At 39.6% G+C, this 4,981-nt stretch carries 2 protein-coding genes; both read right to left on the minus strand.

Annotated elements, in window-relative coordinates; translation table 11 throughout:
• On the minus strand, positions 1–813 hold an 813-nt coding region (locus M0R21_13715; GenBank protein MCK9618880.1), incomplete at its 3' end, for a choice-of-anchor J domain-containing protein.
• 971 nt (positions 814–1,784) lie between these two features.
• On the minus strand, positions 1,785–4,981 hold a 3,197-nt coding region (locus M0R21_13720), incomplete at its 5' end, for a carboxypeptidase regulatory-like domain-containing protein (protein ID MCK9618881.1).

A 4,981-nucleotide genomic window follows, 5' to 3' on the forward strand; every position in this document is an offset into this window, starting at 1 on the left:
CCATTCGGCGCAGCCTGTAGCCTGTCCATAATTATTTTTAGCAATAACTTTCCAGTAATAATGTGTGTTGGCAGCCATTACCGGAGGAGCGTAAGAAGCAGAAGTTACATTCTGTACAAAAGGAGGATTGGTCGTTGTTCCCATGTAAACATCGTAATTGGTAGCTCCACCACCATCAGCCCATGATAAAGTAAAATTACGGGCAATGTTGGTTGCACCAATTGCTGGTGTAGGGGTGGTTGCACATAATGGAGGTACAGGAGCTACATTAGGTCCTATAAAATCATCAACATACAAGTAGTACATATAGTAAGAATAGTAGCGTATGGCAATATACTTAGTTCCTACAGGCAAGTCGGTTTTAACAAATTGTGACCAACTTGTCGAAGTACAAGTAATAGGTGTACCCCACGTAAAATCAGTATTTACATTATTGCCTGTGCTTGACCAGCCTACAACAAAATCTTCTCCAGATGTATTATATGCTGCATACCAAAAAGAAACAGTTTGACTACCAGCGGTAGTAAGTAGCATTGGAGTAACAAGATATTGATCATAGGGCGATCCACTAGCCATTGATGAAAACCTGAATGACCGTGCCCCCGAATGAAACTTATCGGTAGAGTGAGTCATCAGGTTTGATGATGGCGGAGAGGCGATGGCATAAGACATTGACCATCCCGTAGGTGGGGCGGTCGCACTCTCAAACCCCTCGGTCAACTGCGCCATCGCAGAGAATCCAACAACGAAGCTGAACATCGCTGTTAAGAAAAAAGCTATTAGCTTTTCCCGCATAAAGTTGGTTGTGTTCATAATTGTAAATAATTGGTTAGTAATTGGTTTATTATCAAATTTATTAGTTTAACATTAATTATCAGATACTAATGATCTCAAGTTTCAATAAATTTTATGAGTGCGAAAATATATATTTTTTTTTTAATACAAATTGTTTTTGCAAAATTTATAAAAAATATTCTTCCACTGTTAATCAGTTCATGATTTAAAATACAATCGCTTTTAGTATAGCAGAAAGGCATTTCTATCTTGAAAAAAATGATGGTGGTGGTGTTTTATTTACCGTTGGTACTATAGTACCCTATCACATACAACTAAAAAATTCAGGTCGAGTTCATTTTGTATTATTTTAATTATAAGCTATTTAATTAGTCAATTATATTAATAAAAACGCATTTATTTGTTTTAAAATAGCAGAATATTTTTAATTAATTTTCTTTTTATTTTTTTCAGTACCTCTAAAACTTTAATACAAAACTATATAAAAATGGAACAAAAACCAAAAATAATAAACAACATAACTTATTTTCCTGAACCAATGGCAAAAAATAAAAAAAACAGCAGATTATGTGTTTAACATTTAATATATTACAATTATATTGCTTCTGATACCCCGGAAAAGATATATTATGTAGTTGCGCAAAACATTTGCTTCATTGTACGATTATTCTTCATAAATTGAAGAAAACAAGCGAAAAAGGACAAAAGAATGAAATTTGTACCCCTTATTATTACTTTTTGGCAGATAAAAGACCGTTGTAAAAGTTGTGTTTCATTCATTTTTCGACTACGCTTATTATAACAATCTACTAATCAGTTGTCATACTAAGCATCGTCGAAGTCTGAAAAGGTTTTTGCAACGGTCTCGGTAAAGGTATCCACACATTCTTCGAAAGAATTTCCACAAGTAAGAGTTTTTGAAGTAAAACCCATCAGCCATAAAAAAAGGGAGGCAAAATGCCTCCCTTTTACCAATAAACTAACTAAAGTTATTTACCCAGAACTATTCGTTTTGCAAGTATTTGCCCAGTAGTAGTGGTAAATTGGATGAAGTATACACCAGATTCGTAAGCTTCAGTATAAAGAACAAAGTTGTTTTTATTTACAGTTTGTTCATAAACTGTTTGTCCAAGAGAGTTACACAGTTTGAGGCTACTTACATTTCCGGGAAGTTCAATATGCAGATAATTTTGGGCAGGATTAGGATAAATCTTGATTTTATCTGCTGTAACTTCAGGAATACCTACAACATCCATTTGAATAAGAACCACTTCGGTTCCTACGTCGGGTGTGGAAGTGAAGGTAATTTCAGCATTTTCAACTGTTCCGTTAGGTAAACCGGTTGCATCAAAAACAACAGGAAGGCTGAATGTTTCGCCAGGAAATACAACTCCTGAGTGAGGATCAATGTTAATCCATGTTTGATAAGCGCCCAGTTCGTAACCGAAGATGTAATCGTTAGCATCATCCTGAACCAAACCACCCAAGGTTACAGTACCAGACTGATAGTTGGTAGTGATAAAGCATCCTCCGGCTGCTCCAGCTCCGGATCCAACTTCTCCGCCCACATCATGAGTTACTCCGGTAAGAGCGCCTGTATTGATATCAACCTGCATTAGCATGGAGCCTGATCCACTCTGATCAAATAACCACAATGAAGGAGCTCCTGTTAAATAATCGTAGGCTAAACCATACAAACTTGCAGTACCGACATTGGTAATAACATCTACTGTTGAACCATCACGGCCTACAAGGTAGTAATCGGTATCCCAATCACCGCACCAGAAAGCATCGTTATTGCTATCGTAAGCAATTGCACGAACAGCTACCGGAGAACTGATGGTGGTAACCAAAGTGTGGTTGGTGAGATCAATGCAGTAAATGGTATTGGATGCAGCACCTCCATAAAGGTATTGTCCATCGTAAGCCAAATCACGTAGTTCGCTTACTCCGGGTACCTGGAAGGATTCGATATAGTTTCCATTAATATCAAATTTCTGAATATCTACACCTCCCCATAGTGCTGTATAGAAATAAGTACCATCAAATTCAACGCCTGCCTGGCCCAGTAAACCGCCAGCCGCCGTTGTAACATCAATATTAAATTGCAAATCCCAAACGTCGTCAACTGCATTAATCAGTTGTGTTTCGCGTGGGCTGAATTCAGTTGTAGAAGGATAATCGGTATTTTTTCTTTCAGCAATCTGCAATTCAAGATTGGGTGATGCTTTTTTATTTAGCTGAACGAGAATAGCATTCCAGTTAAGTTCGCAGGAACCATTGTTGTTAATGGTAATATAATCGGTTAGGGTCTGGTTAGGAAGAACTACAACCTGCATAACTTCAGGAGAAACTTCCATTGTCGGGCTTCCTAATTCAAAATTAAGGGTATTGGCACCGGCATTGATAGTATAGTTTTGTTCGTTTGCTTCGCAGTAACCCTGAGCGCTACAATTAATATTATAAGTACCGGCTTCAAGTTCCATAGAATAGGCTCCGTTGGTTCCTGAAACTGCCGTTATGGGGGCACCTGTTCCGTAAGCACTTACCGTTGCTCCGGCTATCGGAGTTCCATTAGTAAGGTCGGCTACGGTTCCCAGTAAGGTAGCTACAAGTTTTTCGTAAATCTTTACATTGTCTAAGTACCAGTAGTTGATGTCATAACTATCAGCACCATTAGCTACAAATCGTACTTTGAAGTTATGGCCCAACGCAAATTGTGTAATATCGTAGCTGTATGATGTCCAATCAATACTGCTGGCATTAACAAATTCATTTACTAAATTCCACTGGTTGCCATCCCATACTTCTACTGTTAACTTTTCAGCACTGTTACTGCTAAAGTCGCTTAGGTAAAGGTCGAAATTTAATGTAACATTGGTTGTTGCATAATTTACACCGTTTAATTCCGGGCTAACCAAAGCATAAGAATAACTTTGAACGGAAGGGCTCCAGTTGAATTCAGCTGTAGGGGCAGGATTTCCTCCAGATGTATTGATGACCCAGTTACCCTGTTCCGGATCAAATGACCAATTTTGTGTTTCAAAGCCATCATTCCACGGTTCAAAGAAAGGTAACGGAGTGCCACCCCATATATGCACAATAATAGGACCTGCTTGTGGTGATTCGCAATCAGTATATACTGCGGTTACGCCGTATGAATATTCACCAACAGGAACAGACAAATCGTCATAATACAATTGTTCAACAGGAAGAGTATCACTAATTGCAACATTATCCCTATAAACTATGTATCCTATAAGTTCATCAACATCGGCACTGTTGTTGGCAACTACCGGCAGATGACCTATGGTGGGAATACCACCTGTATTGCGGAATGTGGTTTTGGTGAGGGGCTGCAGAGGAGCAGCAGCGGCGTCAGCCATACCTTCAACAAATCCCTGGAGGTTCCAGTTGTAGTTGAGGCTATAAGCAGTAGCCATTGATTCCCATGCAACGCCATCGAGACTGATCATGTCACCATATCCGGCAATGGCAGGACCTGGATCGCAACCGGCAGGAAATTCACCTATTGGATCGTCGCAAGAATAACCAATCCAGAAATCCCGGGTTCCGTCAATAAGAACAGGTGTGTCAAGAGTTACGGTGTTCCAAACATTGGACTGAACTCCTGCCAAATGTTGGTCAACTACAAGGTTGGCAGCATTAGCGCCTATCCAGACTTTCAGAGTATAAGTAGTATTGGGACCTCTGGCGAAGAAATTAACCTGCTTGAGGTATAATCCATCATACTGGGCAATCTGAGCGGCATCCCAACGGATGGCTGCCATAAAACTGCCACCGCCAGTGAGTCCGATACCGTCGTAGTTTTCACCATTATCCCAATGTATCCATTCGCCCGGAGCAATAACAACACTCGGTTCTTCCCAGGTAAGATGTACATCATTAAAAGAACTTCCTGTTACTGCAGCTGCAAAATTTGTCGGTGCATCACAGGTGGTTTCACGATAAAGGCTAATGTTATCTATCTGCCATTTGTTTATGTCGGCTGTTGCCGTTCCATGAGCAGTATAACGAATTTTGAATGCCTGGTTAAATGCATATTGTGAAATATCAATGTGCTGAGGTGTCCACGGCATATCTGCAGTGTTTTTAAATTCTGCTACCTGGTGCCATCCATCAATATTCCATACTTCAACTGTAAGCAATTCTTCTTCGGTAGCAT

It is taken from the genome of Lentimicrobiaceae bacterium, assembly GCA_023227965.1.
Classification (GTDB): Bacteria; Bacteroidota; Bacteroidia; order Bacteroidales; family JALOCA01; genus JALOCA01.